At 66.3% G+C, this 20,429-nt stretch carries 20 protein-coding genes and 1 pseudogene; 16 read left to right on the plus strand and 5 right to left on the minus strand.

The genetic code is table 11. The features are described from left to right. Positions 1-69: 69 nt before the first annotated feature. A complete protein-coding gene (locus tag FXF75_RS09915; RefSeq protein ID WP_163521712.1) occupies positions 70-465 on the minus strand; it encodes a thioredoxin family protein in 396 nt (131 codons plus the stop codon). 72 nt (positions 466-537) lie between these two features. Between FXF75_RS09915 and FXF75_RS09920 the strand changes: the two genes are divergently transcribed. Beyond that, positions 538-711, plus strand: a complete 174-nt coding sequence (locus FXF75_RS09920; protein WP_163521713.1) for a hypothetical protein — start codon at positions 538-540, stop codon at positions 709-711. 42 nt (positions 712-753) lie between these two features. On the opposite strand, the gene FXF75_RS09925 is transcribed toward FXF75_RS09920, so the two are convergent. Beyond that, a complete protein-coding gene (locus FXF75_RS09925; RefSeq protein WP_163521714.1) occupies positions 754-3,087 on the minus strand; it encodes a DEAD/DEAH box helicase in 2,334 nt (777 codons plus the stop codon). A 385-nt stretch (positions 3,088-3,472) separates the two neighbouring features. On the opposite strand from FXF75_RS09925, the gene FXF75_RS09930 reads away from it, so the two are divergent. Beyond that, a complete protein-coding gene (locus FXF75_RS09930; protein ID WP_163521715.1) occupies positions 3,473-4,372 on the plus strand; it encodes a hypothetical protein in 900 nt (299 codons plus the stop codon). 52 nt (positions 4,373-4,424) lie between these two features. Here the strand turns inward: FXF75_RS09930 and FXF75_RS09935 are convergent, their stop codons facing one another. After that, positions 4,425-5,564 (minus strand): citrate synthase/methylcitrate synthase, encoded by a 1,140-nt coding sequence (locus tag FXF75_RS09935; protein ID WP_163521716.1) that lies wholly within the window; start codon positions 5,562-5,564, stop codon positions 4,425-4,427. 177 nt (positions 5,565-5,741) lie between these two features. Between FXF75_RS09935 and dps the strand changes: the two genes are divergently transcribed. The 4 genes from dps to FXF75_RS09955 all read left to right on the plus strand — a co-directional run bounded on the left by dps (position 5,742) and on the right by FXF75_RS09955 (position 9,236). Further along, positions 5,742-6,401 (plus strand): DNA protection during starvation protein, encoded by a 660-nt coding sequence (dps, locus tag FXF75_RS09940; RefSeq protein WP_163521717.1) that lies wholly within the window; start codon positions 5,742-5,744, stop codon positions 6,399-6,401. A gap of 136 nt (positions 6,402-6,537) precedes the next feature. Next, positions 6,538-6,900: a 2Fe-2S iron-sulfur cluster binding domain-containing protein gene (locus FXF75_RS09945; RefSeq protein ID WP_163521718.1), complete on the plus strand. Its 363-nt coding sequence runs from the start codon at positions 6,538-6,540 to the stop codon at positions 6,898-6,900. Positions 6,901-6,970: 70 nt separating this feature from the next. After that, a complete protein-coding gene (locus tag FXF75_RS09950; RefSeq protein WP_205427405.1) occupies positions 6,971-7,426 on the plus strand; it encodes a DCC1-like thiol-disulfide oxidoreductase family protein in 456 nt (151 codons plus the stop codon). Positions 7,427-7,544: 118 nt separating this feature from the next. Further along, positions 7,545-9,236, plus strand: a complete 1,692-nt coding sequence (locus FXF75_RS09955) for a thiamine pyrophosphate-binding protein (protein WP_163521720.1) — start codon at positions 7,545-7,547, stop codon at positions 9,234-9,236. A 118-nt stretch (positions 9,237-9,354) separates the two neighbouring features. On the opposite strand, the pseudogene glmU reads toward FXF75_RS09955, so the two are convergent. After that, positions 9,355-10,534 (minus strand): annotated as a pseudogene (glmU, locus tag FXF75_RS09960) (bifunctional sugar-1-phosphate nucleotidylyltransferase/acetyltransferase). 264 nt (positions 10,535-10,798) lie between these two features. Here glmU and FXF75_RS09965 point away from each other — a divergent pair. From FXF75_RS09965 to FXF75_RS09975, 4 genes are all read left to right on the plus strand, one after another. Continuing rightward, positions 10,799-11,665 carry a MarR family transcriptional regulator gene (locus FXF75_RS09965; protein ID WP_240334597.1) on the plus strand — a complete coding sequence of 289 codons (867 nt, stop codon included), beginning with the start codon at positions 10,799-10,801 and terminating at the stop codon, positions 11,663-11,665. Beyond that, positions 11,659-11,895 (plus strand): MarR family transcriptional regulator, encoded by a 237-nt coding sequence (locus FXF75_RS22570; protein ID WP_240334598.1) that lies wholly within the window; start codon positions 11,659-11,661, stop codon positions 11,893-11,895. The genes FXF75_RS09965 and FXF75_RS22570 overlap by 7 nt, the downstream gene beginning before the upstream one ends. 142 nt (positions 11,896-12,037) lie before the next feature. Further along, the gene (locus FXF75_RS09970; RefSeq protein WP_163521721.1) at positions 12,038-12,604 is read left to right on the plus strand and encodes a response regulator transcription factor; all 567 of its coding nucleotides are present in this window, start codon (positions 12,038-12,040) and stop codon (positions 12,602-12,604) included. A gap of 457 nt (positions 12,605-13,061) precedes the next feature. Next, positions 13,062-13,808 carry a DNA-directed RNA polymerase subunit epsilon gene (locus tag FXF75_RS09975; protein ID WP_163521722.1) on the plus strand — a complete coding sequence of 249 codons (747 nt, stop codon included), beginning with the start codon at positions 13,062-13,064 and terminating at the stop codon, positions 13,806-13,808. Between the two features lie 90 nt (positions 13,809-13,898). Here FXF75_RS09975 and FXF75_RS09980 read toward each other — a convergent pair whose 3' ends face one another. After that, positions 13,899-14,306 (minus strand): hypothetical protein, encoded by a 408-nt coding sequence (locus FXF75_RS09980; RefSeq protein WP_163521723.1) that lies wholly within the window; start codon positions 14,304-14,306, stop codon positions 13,899-13,901. A gap of 113 nt (positions 14,307-14,419) precedes the next feature. Between FXF75_RS09980 and FXF75_RS09985 the strand changes: the two genes are divergently transcribed. From FXF75_RS09985 to FXF75_RS10010, 6 genes are read left to right on the plus strand one after another with little or no spacing between them, the layout of a single operon-like run. After that, positions 14,420-15,307, plus strand: a complete 888-nt coding sequence (locus tag FXF75_RS09985; protein ID WP_163521724.1) for an ABC transporter ATP-binding protein — start codon at positions 14,420-14,422, stop codon at positions 15,305-15,307. Beyond that, the gene (locus FXF75_RS09990) at positions 15,304-17,187 is read left to right on the plus strand and encodes an ABC transporter permease subunit (RefSeq protein ID WP_163521725.1); all 1,884 of its coding nucleotides are present in this window, start codon (positions 15,304-15,306) and stop codon (positions 17,185-17,187) included. Before FXF75_RS09985 ends, FXF75_RS09990 begins: the two co-directional genes overlap by 4 nt. Next, a complete protein-coding gene (locus tag FXF75_RS09995; protein ID WP_205427407.1) occupies positions 17,180-18,229 on the plus strand; it encodes an ABC transporter permease in 1,050 nt (349 codons plus the stop codon). The genes FXF75_RS09990 and FXF75_RS09995 overlap by 8 nt, the downstream gene beginning before the upstream one ends. A 42-nt stretch (positions 18,230-18,271) precedes the next feature. Beyond that, entirely contained in the window at positions 18,272-18,517 is a 246-nt protein-coding gene (locus FXF75_RS10000; protein WP_163521726.1) for a DUF4177 domain-containing protein, read from the plus strand. Further along, on the plus strand, positions 18,510-19,538 hold the full coding sequence (locus tag FXF75_RS10005) for a hypothetical protein (protein WP_163521727.1): 1,029 nt from the start codon (positions 18,510-18,512) through the stop codon (positions 19,536-19,538). Before FXF75_RS10000 ends, FXF75_RS10005 begins: the two co-directional genes overlap by 8 nt. Positions 19,539-19,593: 55 nt before the next feature. Beyond that, positions 19,594-20,421 carry a hypothetical protein gene (locus FXF75_RS10010; protein WP_163521728.1) on the plus strand — a complete coding sequence of 276 codons (828 nt, stop codon included), beginning with the start codon at positions 19,594-19,596 and terminating at the stop codon, positions 20,419-20,421. The last annotated feature ends 8 nt before the right edge of the window (positions 20,422-20,429 follow it).

Consider the following 20,429-nt stretch of genomic DNA (forward strand, 5'->3'; position numbering starts at 1 on the left):
CGTGTAACCAGTTTGCATAGAGATACCGAGCGAACGAGACGGCCGACGAACTGGGACGAACGCGAAGCGTCACAACGCCGTGTACTCTCCGACGAGTTCCACCAAGTCGTCTTTCTCCAAACTCTCCTCGATGCGCTCCTCGCGCTCGCCGTCGGCGTAGAGGTCGAACGTCGGTGTCCCCTCGATGCCCCGCTCCAGCGCCAACTTCTGGTGGTGTACGACGTTCACCTTCGCCACCGCCGCGAAGGTCTCGCGTGCGACTGACTCCACGACGGGGTGGAGACGTTGGCCCGCGCCGCCGTCCGCGTAATAGTGGACCAGCACGACGTCGTGGGCGGCAACGGTCCGGTCGAAGTTCTGCGAACCGTCTACGTAGACTGGCGCTGACGGGGCACCGAGACCCTGTTCCTGCACGAGCGCTCGCTTCTTGCGCTCCCGAACCGCTTCGAGGTCCTCGTCGTCCATGCAGGAGGGGGTAGCGAACCGGGCGACTTAGTTGTGTAGCCCGCTTCTCATCTCCGATAATTCGGTGGTGATATGGGGACGTCGGGCCGTTCATCCTCGGTCGCCGTGATTACGCAGGACTTCCGTACGCCCGACGAATGCGGCAACCCCGAACAGGGAGGCGGCGCCGGACGCGAGAGCGCCGGCGAGCGGGTCGAAACCGCCGAACGGACCCGCGACGAAACCGACGACGGTACCCGTGATTGAACTGTTCACGGCTACGTGTTACCGAACTCCACCGAACGTAGCCTACTCTCCGGCGTCGATACCGACGAGTCGTTCGAGCAGATACTGCGCCTGTTCTCTGTCCAACGGGTCGTTCGCGTTCCCACAATGGGGTGATTGCACGCACGCCGGACAGCCGCCAGTCGAATCGCAGTCGCAGGCCGCGACCATCCGAGCGGTCCGCTCCATCAGGTCCTCAACCGTCTCGTACCCCTCCCGGACGAGTCCGACACCGCCGGGATAGCCGTCGTAGATGAAGATGGTACTCTGGCCCGTGTGGGGGTGCATCGGTGTCGAGAGACCGCCGATGTCGCCGCGGTCGCAGAGCAGTTCGAGGGGGAACAGCGAAATCATCCCGTGTTCGGCGGCGTGGATGCCGCCGGCGAAGTCTCCCGCCTCGCGCATCGACGACTCCACGTCGGCGGGGACCGTGAAGTAGAGCGCTTTCGTCCGGAGCGACACTTCAGGCAGGTCCAGCGATTCGCGGCCGAGCATCTCTCCGGACCGGTCGCGGCGCTCGAACCCCGTAATCTGCTTGCGCATCGTCACGTCCGCAAACCGGACCGGCACGTCCTCACGGGTCGAGAGTCGCTTCTCTTGGATGTCCTCCTCGACGGTAATCTCCTTCTCGTGGAGGACTTTGGTGTGATAGTCGGCCCACGTCGGCGAGAGTTCGGCGACTTCCCGCGAGAGGTCGAGGTCAACCACCTCGTAGGACTGGCCCTGATGGTGGTAGATGGCCCCCGGGTGGGCGTCCGTCAGCGCGTCGCCGAAGGGGAGGCTGGCGATAGTCTCGCCGCTTCGGCGGTCCAGCAGATTCACCTCGCGGTCGTCGATGGACCGGAGGCTCATCTCGTGTTGGGGGCTTCCGTCGCCGTCGTAGGTCCAGCGCACGCCGTCCGAGGTGGTCCGGCGCTCCAGCAGGCCCTCGGTTTCGAGGTCCGCCACGAGGTCGGGGAACTCGTCGCCGAAGTACTCCTCGTCCTCGGGCGAGAGCCACGTCTCGCGGGCCGCCGACAGCACGTGGTCGGGCAGGAGTTGGTCGTTGGTTGGGTTGACGACTGCACGCTCGGAGTCCCCGGCGAAGAAGTCCTCGGGGTTGGCCATCAGGTACTGGTCGAGTTGGTCCTCGCCAGCCACGAGCGCGACGAGCGACGGGTCGTCACCGCGTCCCGCGCGCCCGGCCTGCTGGAACGCGGCCATACGCGTGCCGGGGTAGCCGTCGAGCAGCACCGCGTCGAGACCGCCGATGTCTACCCCGAGTTCGAGCGCGTTGGTACTCCAGACGCCCCGGACGTCGCCGTCCTGAAGTCCCTCCTCTATCTCCTTACGACGGTCGTTCCCGAGGGCTGCCTGATACGCCGTCACGTCGGGCGCGAGGTCGCCTCGGCCCCGGTCTCGGAGTTCGCTGGCGCTCTCCATCGCCCACTGCTCGGCGGCCTGTCGTGCGCGGGTGAAGGTCAGGGTCTGGTGGCCCTTCGAGACGAGGTCGGCGAACAGGCGCTTGGTCTCGGCGTGGTTCGACTTCCGCCGACCGCTGGTTCCGGCTTGCGGGTTCTCGTACTCCGGCGGGTTCCAGAAGAGCCAGTGGGTCGGCCCGGTTTCGCTCACGTCTTCGTCCACCAGTCGGTAACTCGACTCCGGGGTCCCGGTAACGCTCGCGGCGTGTTCGACGGGGTTCCCGATAGTCGCCGAACAGCAGACGAACTGCGGGTCGGCGTCGAATCGGTCGCAGACCCGTCGGAGGCGACGCAGGACCAGCGCGACGTGGCTGCCGAACACGCCGCGGTACTCGTGGACCTCGTCGAGTACGACCGTCTCCAGCCCTTTGAAGAACCAGTCCCAGAGGCGGTGGGCGTGGGGCAACAGCGCGTAGTGGAGCATGTCGGGGTTCGAGAGGACGACCGTCGGCTGGCGGTCCCTGACCGCGCGCTTCTCGGCCTTGTCGAGTCTCCCGGTGTACTGCGCGACCGAGACGCGACTGCCGAACCCGAGGTCCCGGGCGAGATTCGAGAGCGTCTCCTCTTGGTCGTTGATGAGCGCGTTCTGCGGGGCGACGTAGAGCGTGCGCCCGCCGTGGTCCATCGCGCGCTCGAACGCGGGCACCGTGTACGCGAGGCTCTTTCCGCTGGCAGTCGGAGTGGCGAGGACGACGTTCTGCCCGTCCCGAACCGCGTCGATGGCCTCGGCCTGATGGCGGTAGAGCGCGTCGATGCCCCGCGATTGGAGGGCGCTCTCCAGTCGCTGTTCGAGGTCCACCTCGCGGAAGTCGCCGTCTCGGCCGGGCCGCGTTCGGTGGGCCTCTACCTGCCCGTCGTAGTACGGCCGACTCCGGAGCCAATCGATTGTCTCGTCCACGATTCCGGGATAGGGTCGGGGTACCTAACCGCTTTCGCCGCGGAGCGGAAGTGAACGCGCAGCGAACGCGACGGTGACCGGACCGGAAGAACGAGCGCTCGACCGGAGACCTGAATCTGTCGATTACGACCGCCGGTACGAGTAGCGCGAGTGGCGAACAGGCGGCACGACCGAGACGCGGGGAGACGTGCCGCGCTCCCGCTGCCCTCCCCGCGGTGGAACTCACGTCACGTGGTGGGGTGGTCCCGCTTTGGTACTTAAAATCTCGTACGACACCGGCATAAGCTGCGGAGAACGCCCGTCCAACCGTTCTATCCCTCCGTCACTGGAAACGTTCGCGCGATGTCACAACTCTTATTTCGGTTATCGATAAAATTTGTATCCAATGACAAGACGCCGGAGTCGACGCGCTCTCCTACGGGCGGGGGCGGTCGCGGTCACTGGTCTCGCCGGATGCGTCGGTAGCCTCGATATCCCCGACGACGGTCGGCGTCAGAGCGATACTACCCGCAGTAGTCCCGCCGAGACCAGCCCCGCGGGCGAGACGCAGTCCACGACCGAATCCGAAACCACCCGCGCTCCGACGGTCGAACTCGACCCCATCGACGTCCGGTCGTCGTTCTTCTACCTCACGACGCCGGACTCGCTCGACGTCGAAGCGGTCGAGGCGACCCAGTTCGTGTTCGTGAGAGTCCGGCCGCGAACCGACGCTCCTCGGCCGAGCGACTTCGCGCTGGTCGCCGACGACCGTCACTTCTGGGGGACGCTCGCGCCGGGCGACGTCGGCGGTCCGCACCGACTCTCGGAGTTCGGGTCGGTCTACCGCGCCGGAAAGCGTCGGTCGGGATGGGTCGCGTTCGAGGTGCCGAATCCGTTGGACGCGGAAGCGGTCGCTCTGACCTACGACGATTGGAGATGGTCGCTCGACGAGGACCGTCTCGCCGCCCTGCGCGCGCCGCCCCCCGACTTCGAACTCGTCTCGTTCGAAGCACCCGAGGAAGTGGCTCACGACGAGTCGTTCGACGCGACGGTCGTGGTCGAGAACGCCGGTGAAGGAGACGGCGTCTTCCGAGCCAGTCTGAATCAGGCCGGACCGGCGTACGCGCCCCACAGGGCGGCGGTTGAGGTCCCTGCGGGAGAGCGACGCGAACGAACGTGGACCTTCGGCGACTCGGTCACTCGGAAAACCGAGCGCGTGAACCTGCGACTCGAATCCGCCGTCACGGACCGCGAGACCTCCGTCGAGGTGCTGGGCGGGACGACGCCCGACAGCGCCGTCAACTGAGACGAGCGACGGCACGTCCGCAGAACCAGCCCCCGTCGGGAGACGCCTCGACCTACCGCTCCTCGATGGACGTCCAGCGCCGGTCGGTCTCGCCGACGTAGGTAGCACGGGGTCGGATGAGGCGGTTGTCGTCGAGTTGTTCGAGCGCGTGGGCTGTCCAACCGCCGACTCGGGAGACGGCGAAGACGGCGGTGAACAGTTCCCGCGGGATGCCGATGCCGTGGAGCAGGACCGCTGTGTAGAACTCGACGTTCGTGTTCAGACCCAGCTCTGGCTTGTGTTCTTCGAGGAGTTCGACCCCGACTCGCTCGGTCTCCTTCGCGGCCTCGAAGAACTCGGCGTCGCCGCTCTCGTCGTAGAACGTCCCGGCGGCGTCCGACAGGACCGCCGCGCGCGGGTCCCGGACCTCGTAGACGCGGTGGCCGAACCCCATCAGGCGCTCGCCGGACTCCAGTTTGTTCCGGACGTAACTCTCGGGGTCGCCCGACTCGTAGACGTCGAGCAACATCTCCAGAACCGGGCCGGGCGCGCCGCCGTGGAGCGGTCCCTTCAGCGCGCCGACCGCCCCGGTGACGGCCGAAACGACGTCCGACTCGGTGGAGACGACGACGCGCGCCGTGAACGTCGAGGCGTTGAGTCCGTGGTCCACCACGCTGTTTAGGTAGGTCTCCAGACCGCGGACCTCGTCGTCGCTCGGTTCGCTCCCTGTCAGCATGTAGAGGAAGTTCGCGGCGTGGCCGAGGCTCTCGTCGGGGTCGACCGGTTCCTCTCCGTTCCGGAGTCGCCAGTAGGTCGCCGCGACGGTCGGGAGTTGCGCGACCGCGAGTCGAGCGTCTCGCTCGGGGCGCTGCTCCGCGTCGGTCTGGACGAGGGTGGCCGCGGCGATGCCCATCCGCACGGCGTCCATCGCCGGGACCCCGCGCTCGGCCGCGAGGCGGAGGAGACCGACCGTCGCGTCGGGAATCGACCGCGCGGACGCGAGGTCGGTCTCGAACGCGTCGAGTTCGTCGCGGGTCGGAAGCCGACTGTTCCAGAGCAGGTAGAGCGTCTCCTCGAAGGTCGCGTTCGGCGCGAGTTCTTCGAGGGGGTAGCCCCCGATGACGAGTTCGCCGTTCTCCCCGTCGATGCGACTCAGTCTTGTCTCGGCGACGGTGACGTCTTCGAGTCCGTGGTGGACGGAACTGTCAGCCATGTACGAAACAACTCCGACTCGGTATATAATAGCTATCGTCGCCCCCTGAATCACCGGTATCGCCTACTGTACCCGGCGTCTGCCAGTTTGCGTTCCGCAAACCCGAATCGATGTTCGGAATCTGGGAAGAATAATTAAGGGTTTGTGAGTAGTTCCGAGTCGTGGGGGAGACCACAAATGGCAGACGACGAACGACGACACGGTTCAGGGAGCGTCGAACCGGGAACGACCGACACGCGCGTGGGGATGGAGTCGCTGCGCGAACGCGGTCTCGACCCGGAGGAACTCCGCGAGCGTCTCATCGACGCCATCGGCGCGGAGTTCAGCACGTACTACTACTACACTAACCTCCGGATGCACCTCGCGGGCCACGAGGACTACAAGGAGATTACCGAGGACGCTCGACTCGAAGACCGCGCCCACTTCGAGTTGGTCGCGCCACGGGTGTACGAACTCGGCGGCCACCTGCCCTACGACATCGACGACTTCATGGGGCGGGCGTCCTGCCCGCACGCCGAGATGCCGGTGCCCTACGAGGGCGAGGAACCCGACCTCTCGCAACTCGACGCCGAGGGCGTCCTCGAAGTCCTGCTGGAGGCCGAGCGGTGCGCCATCCGGACGTGGAGCGAGATTTGCGACATGACGCAGGGCAAGGACCCGCGGACGTACGACATGGCGAGTCGCATCCTGCAGGAGGAGATAGAGCACGAGGCGTGGTTCATCGAACTCCTCAGCATGGAGCGCGACGGCGAAATCAACCCCGCAGGCCACTTCGTCCGGGGCGAACCCGGCGACGCGCCCTATTCGACCAACCGGCGCATCAACGACTCGGCGTAACGACTCGACGCACTAGGTGTGACAGACCGCCGAGGCGTGCTCGGTGTGACAGACCACCGGGGTGCGCTCGGGAATAACATCGACCGGCGATTCGGGGGCCGACACGCTCATCCTCTTTTGGCTGTTATCCGTCCCCGTGAGCAGCTACACCGTCGAAATCGAGGTGCCGGACGACTGCGACGTGGAGCAGGCGGGCGAGACGGTCGAAATCGAGGTGCCCGAGACCGAGTACGTCCTCTCGGCCGCCCGGAGCGAGGGACTCTGGCTCCCCGCCGACTGCCAGCAGGGGTGGTGTACCACCTGCGCCGCCGAGTTGCTGGAGGGCGAGGTGGACCAATCGGACGCCCGCCGGTACTACGAGTCCGACGAGGCGGCCGACCTGATTCTGCCCTGCACCGCCAAGCCGGAGTCCGACCTCCGGATTCGGGCCTGCCAGTACGACGAGATGCTCGAACACCGCGCCGAACACGACAACCCGCCGGGCCGGTCGAAGCGGTGAGCGCGCCGAGTCGCGGACGTTCCGAGTCGGCCTTCCGGAGGCAACTCCCGATTCGACGGCAACTGCGTTTATGGGTGCAAACGTGGTACACCCGGACGTGAGCGACTACCACGGCGTACTGGTGTACGACGGCGAGTGTCCGTTCTGCTCGGCGGCCGCCTCGGCGCTCCGGCGCGTCGAGGGCGTCGGCGCGATAGCGTGGGAGGACGACCCGGCCCAGACGTTTCTCGAAGCCCAGTTCGGCGAGACGCCGTTCGCGCTAGTGTTCGCCGACCGGAGGGAGGAGACGGTGTACGTCGGCCGCGAGGCGGCCCGCGAACTCTGCGAGCGCGCCGGGATGCCGGTGCTGATTCGGGACGTCGTGGGCGACAACTACGAGTCCATCGCCGACGCCATCCGGAGCGTGACCGGAGTGGAGGGCGACCCCGACCCCTACCACGGCGAGTATCCGATGGCCGACCGAGCGCGCGAGGCGTTCGGGAAACTGGCAGAGAACGCGTGGCACACCGCGAAAGTGAGCCGGTAGCGACCGTCTCCCATAGGAATCGGTCCCCACTGCGACCGCGACTACAGCCTTCTCGACCGCCAGCGAGTACCGAGCGGGACCAACATCTTTCACAGGTGCTTGCGAACAGTGGACACACATGTCCGACGAGTACACCGGAGCCGACCTGTTCGTGGACGCGCTGGAGCGCTACGGCGTCTCGCACGTCTTCGGCAACCCCGGCACCACGGAACTCCCCGTGATGAAAGCCCTCGGGGACAGCGACCTCGAATACGTCCTCGGACTCCACGAGGACGTGGCGGTCGGGATGGCCGCGGGGTACGCCAGCACCCGGCGGTATCACTCCCACCACGACGACTCGGTGACCCCGGTCGGCGTCGTGAACCTCCACGTCGCGCCGGGTCTCGCGCACGGTCTCGGCAACCTCTACGGCGCGAGCGTGGCCGGCGCGCCGCTGGTCGTGACCGCCGGGAACCACAGCACCGACTTCCGCCACGAGGAGCCGATTCTGTCGGGCGACCTCGTGGAGATGGCCGACGAGTTCGCCAAGTGGAGCGCCGAGGTGCGGGACGTGAGCGCCCTGCCGACGATGCTCCGGCGGGCGTTCCGCGTGGCGCTCACCCCGCCGACCGGGCCGGTGTTCCTCGCGCTCCCGCTGGACGTGATGATGACCCCGACCGACGCCGACCCGGAGCGACTCGGAGAGATTCCCGACGCTGGCCGGGGCGACCCCACGCAGATAGAACTCGCGGCCGACCTGCTCGCGGACCCCGACGAGGACGTGGCGCTCATCGTCGGCGACGGCGTGGCGCGCTCTGGGGTGGACGCCGTGGAGTCCGCGGTGGCGTTCGCGGAGGCCACCGGAGCGCGCGTCCACGGCGAGATTCTGGCCTGCGAGGTGGACTTCCCCACCGACCACGACCAGTGGGTCTCCTACGTCCCGCCGGACGAGGACCTCGCGGCGACCCTGCTCGGCGCGGACAACCTCGTCTTCGCCGGCTGTTCGACGAACACGACGCTGACGCGCCACGACCGCGAACTCGTCTCCGAGGACACCACCTGCGTCCACGTCAGCGACGACGCGTGGCAGGTCGGCAAGAACCAACCCGCGGACGCCACCGTCGTGGGCGACCCCGGCCGAGTCCTCTCGGAACTCGCCGACCGCCTCCGCGAACGCGTCACCGACGAGGGCCGCGAGGAGCGACTGGAGCGGGTCGGCGCGGTCAAACAGATGGTCCAGAGTCGGATGACCGAGATGGGCGAGGACGAGACCGACGACCCCCGGGCCTCGAAGGCCGAACTCGTGGAGGCGATGGAGCGAGTCGCCGGGGACGCCTACGTCGTGGACGAGGGCGTCACCGCCAAGTACGCCATGCTGACTCGGTGGAACTTCGAACCGGAGCAGTACATCTCGAACAAGGGCGGCGGACTGGGGTACGGACTCCCGGCGTCGGTCGGCGCGGCCGTCGCGGAGTCGGAGACCGACGACCCCCGAGACGTGGTCGGATTCGTCGGCGACGGGTCGTACCTCTACTACCCCCAGACGCTCTACTCGGCCGCCCGCCGCGACGTGGACCTGACGGTCGTGATTCCGGACAACCGCAACTACCGCATCCTGAAGGACAACACGCTCGACCTCTTCGGCGGCGAGGAGGACGACTACGAGTTCGTCGGCATGGACTTCGAACCGCCGGTGGACATCCCGGCGAACGCGGAGAGCCACGGCGCTCGCGGGCGGTTGGTCGAGGACCCCGACGAAATCGAGTCGGCTCTGTCCGAGGCGCTGGAACGGGAAGGCCCGGACGTACTGGACGTACTGGTTCACGACTGAGTCCGTTCGCGACTCCGTTCGGTTTCGGGGAGACTCCGGTTCTGAGACCGACTTCGATTTCGAGTCGGACTCCGGGCTTCGAGACCGGCTTAGACCCGATTCCGGGTCGGATTCGCGGCTATCTGTCGCGCGTGACGACTTCGCCGGGCGTCGTCGTCGCACCCGACGAGAGCCTCACGCCCGCGTTCAAACTCGTGTTGATGCCGGTTTTCGCGCCGTCGCCGGCCACGACGCCGAACTTCCGGCGGCCGGTCGAGATTCGTTCGCCTTTGACTGTGAACTTCACTGGTTGGTCGTCGTGGCGGAGGTTGGCGACGTTCGTGCCCGCGCCGAAGTTCACGTCACGGCCTAGCACGCTGTCGCCGACGTAACTGAGATGGGCGACGTGCGTGCCTCGGCCGAGAACGCTGTTCTTGACCTCGACGCTGTGGCCGACCTTGGCGTCTTCATCGACGAGCGTCGCGCCGCGGACGTACGCGTTCGGGCCGACGCTCGCGCCCGAGCGCACCAGCGCCGGACCCTCCACGACGACCCCGGCGTCCACGGTCGCGCCTTCCTCGACCACCACGTCGCCCCGGATGTCGGCGTCCTCGTGGACCGTCCCCCGGAGGTCGCGGTCTAACTCGCCGAGTTTCCACTCGTTGGCTTCCAGCAGTTCCCACGGACGCCCCACGTCCAGCCATCGGTCCATCGCGGCGTAACCTACGTCGTACTCCTCGACGGCGCGCGCGAGAACGTCGGTGATTTCGTGCTCTCCGCGTTCGCTCTCGGCCACGTCCAACCACGTCCGCGTTCCTCGGGGAAGACGTATGCTCCGGCGTTGGCGAGGTCGGTGGGTGGGTCGGCGGGCTTCTCGACGATGTCGGTGACGGTGTCGCCGTCCGTCGAGAGGACGCCGTAGTTCGTGGGGTCTTCGACCCGCATCGCGCCGACCGCCGGTCCCGCCTCGAACAGGTCGGCGATGGCGTCGGAGTCGTAGAGGTTGTCGCCGTTGAGGACCGCGAAGGGACCGTCCAGCAGGTCGCGGGCGGCCCGCACCGCGTCGGCGGTCCCCGACTGGGATTCTTGGACCGCATAGCGGACCGGCACCCCGGCGTATTCTTCGCCGAAGTAGTTTCGGACCGCGTCGGCCCCGTAGCCGACGACGATTACGAGTTCGTCCGCGCCCGCGTCCACGGCGGCGTCGCCGCGTGGGCGGCCAGCGGGCGGTCCGCGACCGGCAGCATCGGTTTGGGGAGCGACGCCGACAGCGGCCGAATCCGTGTTCCCTCGCCAGCCGCGAGAATCACTGCTTGCATGGTCGTGGCTTCGACACACCGCCGTTTTAGTCTCCCGGAGTCGCCTCCGATTTCGACTCCCCACTTAATGTCCCTTACGCGTACTGGCGGGTGCTTTTACGGGAGGGGTCTCTCTTTTGCAATACGACTCGTCCAGTCGCCGAAACGCCGCCGAAACCCGATGGCAATGACTTAATATCCATCGGGCCGTCAACACTCACTACTTGCAATAGCTCCGGAACACGTTCAAATTGATGAAACAAAACGAAACATGATGGCCAACGAATGAACATCGATACATCCGACAGGAGACAACTGGAGCAGTCGTCGAACGTTCTCCTGCTGGCACCGTTGACACCCACGGGCAACCGGGCGTGTCTCGAACTACTCGCCTCGACGACGCCGCCGGAGGACGCGAACGTCGCCGCAGTGACGTACACGCCGCCGCCAGAGACGTGGATTTCCGACTGGAAGAAGTACATCGAGCGTCTGCCCGACGAACTCGCGTTCATCCACGCCAACACGGTGGAGACGACCGGCGACTACGACGAGAGCGAACTCCCGCCGGACGTGTCGGTCGCACGGGTGGACCCCAACCAGCCGATGGACATCATCGCGCCGCTGAGCGAGCAGTTGACCCGGTGGAACGGGAACGGGAATCAGACGCTCGTCTCGGTCCAGACGCTGACCATCCTCTTGGAGTACGTCGATTTCGACACCGCGTTTCGGTATCTCCACATCCTCACCCACCGGGTACAGGCCGCCGACGCCATCGGGTTCTACCAGATGGACCCCGACATCCACGACGAGGAGACCATCAACACGCTGAAGACTCTGTTCGACGCCGTGGTCGAGGTGTCCGACGACGGCGAAGAGTGGTCGGTCACCGAGACCTACGGCGACCGAACCGCGACCAGCGACCACGTCCAGTCCCACGACACGGACGTCTCCGTGCCGGACTCCGAGAGCGGCCTATTCGCCTCGATTCGCGACTCGCTGACGGGCGTGTTCTCCGACGCGAGCGACTCGGAGTCGGCCGGCACCGCGACGGGCGGGTCGCCGAACAGGTCGGCGAGGGGACCTCGGCCGGGTCGGCCGCACAGTCGGGGCGGGAGTCGGGCGTCGAAGACCTCCCCGAAGAGGCGATGCTGACCGACGAGGACCGAATCCGGGAACTGCTCACGACGTACGGGGGCCGGATGAAACAGGCCGACGTGACCGAGGAGACCGACTGGTCGAAATCGACGGTCAGTCGCAAACTTTCGAAGATGGAGGAGAAGGGCCTCATCACTCGCGTCCAAGTCGGCAGGGGGAACCTCGTCTTCCTGAGCGGGTACGAACCCGAGACGGCGAAATCACCTTTCGAACAGGAGACGGACTGATAGATGACGGAACCGAACGCGCGAACGACCGGCCGGACCCACCGGCGAACGCCGGACCGGCGACCAGACTCGCCGAGACACGGCAGTTTAAGTTTGACTGGATATGAGTGAATCACTACAGAGTGCAAGCGAGACCGGAACTATGCCAAAAGATGCTACAGTGCTGATAGTCGACGACGAGAAGCCGATAACGGACGCCTACGCCCAATGGCTGGAAGACGACTACCAAGTTCGGACGGCCTACAGCGGGTCCGAGGCCCTCGAAAAACTCGACGACGAGGTCGACGTCGTCCTACTGGACCGACGGATGCCGGACCTCTCGGGCGAGGACGTACTGAACGAGATACACGAGCAGGGACTCACCTGTCGAGTCGCGCTCGTGTCGGCGGTCGAACCCGACTTCGACATCCTCGAACTCGGCTTCGACGCCTACCTCGAAAAGCCGGTCTCGGAGGCCGAGGAGTTGCTCGAAACCGTCGAGACCCTCATCCGACGCTCGACCTACGACGTCCAGATGCAGCGGTTCCTCTCGCTGGCGAACAAGAAGGCCGCGCTAGAGACCAAGAAGAGTCCGGAGGAACTCGACGCCAACGAGGAGTACGAGAAACTCACGCAGGAACTGGCCGACCTCCGCGCGCAACTCTCGGACACCGCGACGACGCTCGACGACGACGACCTGCGCGCGGAGTTCTACGAGAGCGAGCAGTGACGATTCGGTTTCTCGCTTCGTCGGTCTGACGGCACCCGTGTCCGAGGCTATCGGTTCGTCGTTCGCCGTCGCGCTTTAAGTGGTTCTGGCGATAAGGGATAGATACGAGGGAAGACGGTCTCGTTCTGCAGGACTCAGTTCTGGCTACCACTGCGTCCGTCGTTCGAGACGTGTCGATGGAACCCTTGACCGAAAGAAAGTGCTGTCGCTTCCGGAGAGTGACTCGATAGAGCCGAAGACACCCTTCGTATCCACTCGTTATCGCTAGAGGTGCGTGAACGACCGACGACCAAATTCGGATATCCGCGGCTCTCGTTTAAGTGCTTCTGGCGACAAGGGATAGATACGAGGGAAGACGGTCCCGTTCTGCAGGACTCAGTACTCCGTAGCCGCGCTTTCCGGCGGCGCTTCGTCGCAGGCGCATGTTTAAACTATCCCCGCCGACTACGGATGCGTAATGACCGAGGGGTGGACCGACCAGCAGTTGCCGACGTGGCAGTCGGACGCTGTCGGCGACGACCGCGAGGTGGAGCGACCGTTCAGCCAGCGACCCGGCGACGGCGCTGTCGGCCGGGCGGACCTCCAGCGCGACCAGACGGTCCGCAAGTGGGGACCCGTCACGCCGAGCGCGACTCAAATCGGCCGCGCGGAGTCGCCGGAGGCAGACCTCTCCGAGAACGTGCGCCGACTCCACGAGGAACGCCACTCCGCGATGGCCGGACACAGCGCGCGGATGCACCGCCTCGACAAACTCCGCATCGCCCACGCGCTCTGCAACGACCTGTCGTTGACCCCGTGGCAGCGCGACCGGGTGGTCGGCATCATGTCGGACCTCGACCTCACGGCGTTCGGGAGCCAGCGCGCGATTCCGAAGGTCGCGCTGGTCGTCATCCGCCACGTCGTGGACCGCGAGCGCGAACACTACCTCGGTCTCCACGACCAAGAGTGGATTCGAGGGCTGTCGCCCGACCGACTGAACGACCTCTACGACCAGTTCCGGTCGATTACCGACGAGGAGGAGTTCTCGGCGCTCGTCGCGAAACACGGACTGGACGTGACCAGCCTCAACCGACTCCGGCGCACGCTCAAGGACCAACTCGACGAACAGGACCTCGAAGCGGCAGTGTACGGTCGGAACCCCTACCGAGACCCGAACCTGCCGAGCCTCGACGCTCGTCGCGCGGACGAAGCCCACGAGAAGTAACTGCCGTGTGGCCGCAACCCGATTTTTGGTTTCGAAGACACCGAGAGAAATCAGCAATAGAGAGAACAGACGAACGAATCTTCCTCGTATCTATCCCTTGTCGCCAGAAGCACTTAAAGAGACGTCGTCGGGACGACCGACCGAGTTCGCTCGCGCCGACTGCGCGAACAGGCCGCCGACGTAGACGAACGCCGCCGAGGCGAACGCCAACAGGAACGTTCCGCCGATTAACAGGTCGTACAACACCGCCAGCACGAGGAGCGACCAAAGGAATCCACTTCGGAGCAGGAATCCGGACGACGCGGCCAGTTCCGCGAACGATTCGGTGTCCCGCTTCGACAGCGAGCGCAGACGGACTGCTTCCGCGACGGCGTACGCCACCGCCGCGAAGAAGATGGCTTCCGGTGCGTACCGGAGGAGGATTCCCACGGCGAGAATCGTCAGTACGAGCGACCTGACGCCGACTTTCCGCCACGAGATTCGCTCTGTGAGTTCCATGGTCGAAGTTCTGACAACGTACATACAACTGTTGTGGATTACCGCCGGGGCGTCGATTCTCCGCCGCCAACCACAAAATCAAGTCCCCCCGGCGAACACTCCCCAGTATCCCGATGATTGAAGTCGAAAATCTGCGGAAGGAGTACGGCGGGTTCACCGCCGTCGAGGGGAGCAGTTTCTCGGTCCCCGAGGGCGAAGTGTTCGGCGTCGTCGGACCCAACGGCGCGGGCAAGACCACGACGCTCAAGATGCTCGCGGGGTTGGTCGAACCGACCTCCGGGACCGCCCGCGTCGCGGGGTACGACGCCGAGGACCCCGAGATGCGGAACCACCTCGGATTCCTCCCGGAGGAGTCGCCGCTGTACGAGGACATGACCGCCGTCTCGTACCTCGAGTTCTTCGCCGACCTCTACGACGTGCCGGGCGACGTGGCCAGCGAGCGCATCCACGACACGTTAGACCGACTCGACCTGCAACACCGCGAGCGAAAAATCGGCGACATGTCCAAGGGGATGACCCGCAAGGTCGCCATCGCTCGCTCGCTGGTCAACGACCCCGACGTGCTCATCTACGACGAACCCGCGAGCGGACTCGACCCGCTGACGACGAACTACATCATCGAGTTCACTCGCGACCTCGCGGAGTCGGGCAAGACCGTCGTCTTCAGCGCTCACAACCTGTTCCACGTCGAGAGCATCTGCGACCGGGTGGCCGTGATGAACGACGGTCGCATCGTCGCGCGCGGGAGCGTCGAGACCATCCGCGAGGAACACGGCCGGACCGAGTACCGCGTCTACACCACGGTCGAGGTCGCGGGCGCGGTGACGGAGAACGGCCGCTACTGCCGCACGGTCGAGAGCATGGACGCCGTCGAGGAGACCCGCGAACTCGCCGAGGCCGCCGGCGGAAAGGTCGCCGACATCCAGACCGAGACCCCGAGCCTCGAAGACATCTTCCTCGAACTGGCCGCGGAGTCCCCCGACGTGGAGGGCCGACCGTGAACCTCCGCAAGACCCTCCGCATCGCCCGGTGGGAGGTCTCGAAGAACGCGGGCCAACTCGACCGCCGGACCGTGGCGGTCGGACTGGTCGTCTTGCTCGCGGTCGGCGCGCTCACGCCGATGGTCGCCAGTGAGGGCGTCACCCTCGACGACGGCATCTACCGCGTCGGCGTCTCGGAGGACAGTCCCTACTACGCCCCAGTCCAGAACGACCGGACGTTCGTCGCGGTCGAACCCGACAGCGCGGCCTTCCCCGAGCGAATGGAACTGTTGGTTCACGGCCCCGGACGCGTCGTCGCGGCCGACACCCCGAAGGGAAAGGCCGCGCTCGCCGAGTTCCGGAAGTCGGTCAAGCGGTACAACGACCGCCTGCTGGCCGACGACCCCGATAGGGCCGCCGCTTTCCCGGTCTCGGTCTCGGTCAGTTACGAGGAGCAGACCGGCTTGCGCGCGGCCGGGAGTGGTTCGGAGTCGCCCGCGAGGCGAACGACTCGCGAGGGCGAGAAGCGCCTCGGCGGTGGCGGAAGCGGCGGTGACGGAAGCGGCGGTGGCGGAAGCGGCGGCGGTTCCGGCGGGTCAGGAACCGACTCGTCGGACTCCACCGGCGACAGCGACGGTCCCGCGCAGGCCCCTTCGGTCGGCAGTGGCGGCGGGTCGCTGTTCGGCGGGAACGCGGCGGGAGAAACTCCGTCCGACATCGCGCCGCCGTTCCCCTTCGAGTCGCTCGTGCTGGCGTTCGCGTTCGTCCTGCCGATGAACTTCGTGATTCAGGCGTACGCCTCCACGATTCTGGACGAACGGGTCAACGAGCGCGGCGAACTCCTGCTGGTGTCGCCGGTCTCGCGGGGCGACATCATCGCCGGCAAGACGCTGCCGTACTTCGTCGGGATGGTCGCCATCGCCTCCGTCACGGCGGTCGGCATCGCGGTGCTGACCCCCGCTTCGGACGGCGCGCTGGCGGTCGCCGCGACAGCGGCCAAGTCGGTCTCCGCGGTGGTTCCCATCGCGCTGCTGTTCCTCTCGGCGTCGTTCGTCGGCGGGATGTTCGCCCGGTCGTTCAAGGAACTCACCTTCGTCACGGTGACGCTGTCGGTGTTCCTGACCTCATACGCGTTCGTCCCGGCTATCTTCACCAACGTCCACCCCATCGCGGCCATCTCGCCGCTGACCCTCGTGGTGAAGGCGCTCCGTGGGACCGCGTTCTCGCTCGGCGAGTACGCCTTCTCGACCGGGCCGCTCTTCCTCTCGTCGGGCGTCCTCTTCGCGCTCGGCGCGGGCGTCTACCGCGAGGAGGACATGTTCACCCAGCGGTCGGTCCCGCTGAAGTTCCTCGACGCGCTCGACAGCCAGATTTCCGGGCCGCGCTCGGTCGCGAAGTTGAGCGCGCTCTCGATTCCGTTCGTCTTCGTCGCCGAACTGCTGGTGGTCGCCCTGCTGTTCGCGCTCCCGGGGTCGATTACGATGCCCATCCTGCTGGTGGCCATCGCGGGCGTCGAGGAGGTCGCCAAGAGCGTCCACGTCTACGCCGGGTTCGCCCACTCGCGGTTCGAGCGGACCGTCCGGTCGGCCGCGACGCTCGGGTTCCTCTCGGGACTGGGCTTCTTCCTCGGCGAGAAGGCGACCGCGGTGGCCCAACTCGTCGGTCTGCCGAACCTCGAACTCGGGAGGGCCGCGTTCGGCACCGTGACGGGTCTCGGCGTCGAGGCCACGCCGCTGGTGCTGGTCGCGTTGTTCCTCACGCCGCTCGCGCTCCACACCGTCACGGCGACGATTACCGCCGCGGGCGCGACCCGGGACCGGAACTGGTACGTCGGGACGCTGGCGGTGGCGACGCTGGTTCACGCCGTCTACAACCTAACGGTGGTGAGTTACCTTGGGTAAGCGCCTGACGGTCGCTCGGCGCGAACTCGCGTCGCTCCGGAGCGAGAAGACCATCGTGCTGGCCATCCTCATCCAGTTGTTCGTCGCGGCGTTCTCGTCGTTCCTCGCGGTCGGACTGGTCTCGCTGTACGACCCCGGGTCGGTGTCGAACCAGTTCGTCGTGGAGTTCGGCGTCACGGGCGAGGCCAGCGAGGACATCGTCCCCGTCATCGAGGAGCGCGACGGCTGGCGGGCCGTGGAGTACGGCGACGAGTCGGCCGCGATGCGGGACTTCGACAGAGGTGCGATACACGCCGTTCTCAAGGTCGAACGCTTGGCCGACGGTCGGGCGCACGTCAGTGCGGTCGCGCCGGACGGCAACGTCCGGACGACGCTCGTCGTGACCCAGATAAAGGGCGTGCTGGAGGCGTTCGAGCGCCACGAGCGAACGCGACTCAGTTCCCGGCTCACCCGCCAACCGGTGGAGTTGCCGCCCGACTCGTCGTCCAGTCCCTACTTCGGGTTCACCTACACGGTGCTGGTCCCCCTGCTCACGTTCCTGCCGGTGTTCATCAGCGGGAGCATCGCGGTGGACGCCATCGCCGAGGAGTACGACCGCGGCACGCTGGAACTGCTGCGGGTGACGCCCCTGACCGCGACCGACATCGTGGACGGGAAGATGCTGGCGATGGGCGTCCTCGCGCCCGTACAGGCCGGCGCGTGGCTGGCGCTGTTGTCGCTACGAGGCACCAGCATCGCCAACCCCGTCGAGATTCTGTTGCTCGTGACCGGATTCTCCGTCGGCGTGGTCACGATGGGCGCGACCGCGGCGCTGGCGTTTCGCGAGCGCAAGCAGGCCCAGTTCCTCTTCTCGATGGGCGTGATGGTGGTGTTCAGCGCGACCTACCTCCTGACCGAGTCGCCCGCCAACACCGTGGCCAAACTCGCAATCGGGAGTCCGACCGAGGTGACCCACCTCTCGGTGGTCGCCTATCTGGTCGTCTCGCTGGCGGCGTTCGCGGGGCTTCGGTGGGTGGTGGGCAAGCGAGGACTCGGGTCGTAGAGCCGTCACGTTTAGCCCCTTCTGTCCCGTCAGTCCGGACGAATGTGTCCCGACGCGGCTCCGCGATGGGAGTATCGGGTCGTCAAGCCACCGCGCGAACCCTCGAAGAAGGAGGCCCGCGACCCGACCGCCGCGCTGAACGAGGCCGCGGCCGACGGCTGGGAACTCGACGCGACCATCGACTACGTCGGCGGCGGAACCAAGTTCCTCGTCCTCAGGCGGCCGGCGGAGGGAGTGACCGAGACCGACGACGCAGAAGCCGACGACACCGAGACCGACGATGACTGAGACGGACGGCGACGAGATACGGACGGCCAACACGCTCCGCGAACGCGTCGGTCTGGGTCGAGTCTACAGTTGGTTCCTGCTCGGCGGAAATCGGTTCGTCGTCACCGGACTGCTCGCCGTGACCGTCTTCGTCACGTTCGTCGGAATCAGCACGCTCGTCGTCCCGTCGCTGCAGGTGGCGATTCGCTCGGCAGACACCATCGAGACCATGTTCTCGACCATGATAGGGACGGTCATCACCGGGACGACGCTGGTCGTCACCATCAGCCAACTCGTTATCTCGCAGGAGAACGGACCGCTGGGCGACCAGCGCCAGCGGATGAGCGACGCGATGGACTTCCGAACCTACGCGACCGAACTGTTCGACACCGCCCCCGAAGCCGAGCCAGCGGGATTCCTCGCTCAACTCCTCGAAGCCAACGTGCGCCGGGCCGACGCGCTCGAAGAGTGCCTCGCCGACAACGGTAACGACGAACTTCGCCGGCAAGTCGGCGAGTTCCTCGACAGCCTGCGGGACAACGCGGACGTGGCGTTGGACGACCTAGACGGGGAGCAGTTCGGCACCTTCGCCGTGTTGAACGCGATACTCAACTACAACTACGCGTGGAAGATTTATCAGGTCGAGCGACTCACCGACGAGTTCGCCGACAGCATCGACGAGGACGAGCGCGAGGCGTTTCACCGACTGGAGACGGCGCTGACCATGTTCGGCCCGGCGCGAGAGCAGATAAAGACGCTGTACTTCCAGTGGGAACTCGTGGACCTCTCGCGGTACATCCTCTACGCCGCGGTTCCGGCGCTCGTCGTCGCCGGTGCGATGCTCGCGTTCGTGGGTGCTCCGACGTTTCCGGGGGTCACGCTGGGCGTCCCGAACATCACGTGGGTCGTCGGCGCGGCGTTCACCGTCACGCTCGTGCCGTTTCTGCTGTTCCTGACCTACATCCTGCGAATCGTCGTCGTCGCCAAGCACACGCTCGCCATCGGCCCGTTCATCCTCCGGCAGTCGTACGGCGGTGAGTGAACGCGAGCGTTCGGACGAGCGAAGTTACTTATCACCAGCGGAACTATTCGCGTCCGTGAACCGCCGCCCCTTCCTCCGCGCCCTCGCCACAGGGGGCGCTCTCCTGACGACCGGTTGCACCGAGTCCCTCCCCTTCGTCGCCGACGGACCGTCGCGGGAGGACGTGTTCGCAGACCACCGATTCGACGGGACGGAACTCGTGGTCGCGTTCCGCGACGGCGTCGAGGTCCGGAGAGCCGTCCTCTTCGACTCGTCCACCGACGAGGAGTTCGAGGCGGTCGAACGACCGACGGGAGCAGTGCGTTTCCCGGTCGTGTTCCCCGACCGACTGGAGACGTACGTCGGCCGGTCGCTCCACGTGAAGGCCGAGACGCCGGACGGGTGGGTCCGTCGGTGGATACCGGAGATGGTGCACGGAAAGGCCAAAAACGTCGAAGTCTTCCGAGACGGGCGCGCACGGTTCGAGGTCGAGAATCAGGGCGACGCTCCCCTGCTCGTCCGGTTCGTCGGAATCTACGGCGACGTTCCCAACCCCACCGTGGACGTCCAGAGCGACTCGTTCGACGAGTCGTCGTTCGACCTCGGTCCCGGCGTCGTCGGCGTCGGACGGAACCGTACGCTCTCGCCGTCCAGAACAGACCTCGTCGTGTCGCCCGGCGAGGTGGCACCGTTCGAGACGACCTACGCGCCGTTCGCGTTCCCCGACGGGGCCGACGCCGACGACTGTCGCGGCGACGAGCGGACGGGCGAAATCGCGGTCCTCCACGCTTCCGGCGGGAGCGCGGCCTACACGTTTCAGTACCGACTCGACGGCGAACCGACCTCAGTCGAGGGACAGTCGGCGGCCGTCTGTGGCGGTACGGACACCGCTGGCGGCGACTGACGGGGTAA

It is taken from the genome of Halorussus sp. MSC15.2 (assembly GCF_010747475.1).
In the GTDB taxonomy this organism is placed as follows: Archaea; Halobacteriota; Halobacteria; order Halobacteriales; family Haladaptataceae; genus Halorussus.

Bases quoted from the DNA above. Each gene is read 5' to 3' on its own strand.
- FXF75_RS10005 (WP_163521727.1), top strand. From the start codon at position 18,510: ATGACTGAGACGGACGGCGACGAGATACGGACGGCCAACACGCTCCGC.
- FXF75_RS09915 (WP_163521712.1), bottom strand. From the start codon at position 465: ATGGACGACGAGGACCTCGAAGCGGTTCGGGAGCGCAAGAAGCGAGCG.
- FXF75_RS22570 (WP_240334598.1), top strand. From the start codon at position 11,659: ATGCTGACCGACGAGGACCGAATCCGGGAACTGCTCACGACGTACGGG.
- dps (WP_163521717.1), top strand. From the start codon at position 5,742: ATGGCAGACGACGAACGACGACACGGTTCAGGGAGCGTCGAACCGGGA.
- FXF75_RS09950 (WP_205427405.1), top strand. From the start codon at position 6,971: ATGGGTGCAAACGTGGTACACCCGGACGTGAGCGACTACCACGGCGTA.
- FXF75_RS10000 (WP_163521726.1), top strand. From the start codon at position 18,272: ATGTGTCCCGACGCGGCTCCGCGATGGGAGTATCGGGTCGTCAAGCCA.
- FXF75_RS09920 (WP_163521713.1), top strand. From the start codon at position 538: ATGGGGACGTCGGGCCGTTCATCCTCGGTCGCCGTGATTACGCAGGAC.
- FXF75_RS09985 (WP_163521724.1), top strand. From the start codon at position 14,420: ATGATTGAAGTCGAAAATCTGCGGAAGGAGTACGGCGGGTTCACCGCC.
- FXF75_RS09975 (WP_163521722.1), top strand. From the start codon at position 13,062: ATGACCGAGGGGTGGACCGACCAGCAGTTGCCGACGTGGCAGTCGGAC.
- FXF75_RS09955 (WP_163521720.1), top strand. From the start codon at position 7,545: ATGTCCGACGAGTACACCGGAGCCGACCTGTTCGTGGACGCGCTGGAG.
- FXF75_RS09935 (WP_163521716.1), bottom strand. From the start codon at position 5,564: ATGGCTGACAGTTCCGTCCACCACGGACTCGAAGACGTCACCGTCGCC.
- FXF75_RS09965 (WP_240334597.1), top strand. From the start codon at position 10,799: ATGAACATCGATACATCCGACAGGAGACAACTGGAGCAGTCGTCGAAC.
- FXF75_RS09970 (WP_163521721.1), top strand. From the start codon at position 12,038: ATGCCAAAAGATGCTACAGTGCTGATAGTCGACGACGAGAAGCCGATA.
- FXF75_RS09980 (WP_163521723.1), bottom strand. From the start codon at position 14,306: ATGGAACTCACAGAGCGAATCTCGTGGCGGAAAGTCGGCGTCAGGTCG.
- FXF75_RS09930 (WP_163521715.1), top strand. From the start codon at position 3,473: ATGACAAGACGCCGGAGTCGACGCGCTCTCCTACGGGCGGGGGCGGTC.